The following is a 565-nucleotide window of genomic DNA, read 5'->3' on the forward strand; positions in this document are numbered from 1 at the left end:
TAAAATAAAGCTTTTTACTTTACGAGTATTAGCTCGATGCACGGCAATATTTTTGTCGGTAAGAAAATGTGATAAGCCAAGCTCATATTTCCCTGTATTTTCTAAAGTCACTAAAGCATTAGGTAGAATATCTGAAAACTCTTGAAATAATTGTTGCCAACCAGAAGCATTATTATCAAATTCGACAGCATTCTTCTGTTTGTGAATTGCAACGACATTTTTAAATTTTCCGATGTCAATGCCAATAAAATTTTGATAAGATGTAACCATAATAAACCTCGATAGTTTTAGTTAATTTAAGATTGTAAACGGGTGCATATATATGTCCCAAGCAACTATTCAAACGTATCGAGAGATAGGGCTAGCGTACCTTGATACCAACGGTTGTAATACCAATTTCCTTTCGGTCGCGCACGCCCGCTATTCCTAGTGAGCAGGGTTATCTTTCTCTCTTATCTCTTTTATATCACGTTTTTAACTTACAATTGCCTTAGATGGAAAATAGAGATATTACATAAAATTTTAAATCCGGTCTCAAAGTTGAAGAATGTAGGCTTGGAATAGC

The 565-nt window shown here is 34.3% G+C and carries 1 protein-coding gene; it reads right to left on the reverse strand.

The window, feature by feature from the left end; translation table 11 throughout:
- Nucleotides 1–270, reverse strand: a 270-nt coding sequence (locus tag BA053_RS06415) for an IS110 family transposase (protein ID WP_156518246.1), incomplete at its 3' end; no start/stop codon positions are given.
- Between the last annotated feature and the right edge of the window lie 295 nt (nt 271–565).

It is taken from the genome of Wolbachia endosymbiont of Nomada ferruginata, from assembly GCF_001675785.1.
Taxonomy (GTDB): domain Bacteria; phylum Pseudomonadota; class Alphaproteobacteria; order Rickettsiales; family Anaplasmataceae; genus Wolbachia; species Wolbachia pipientis.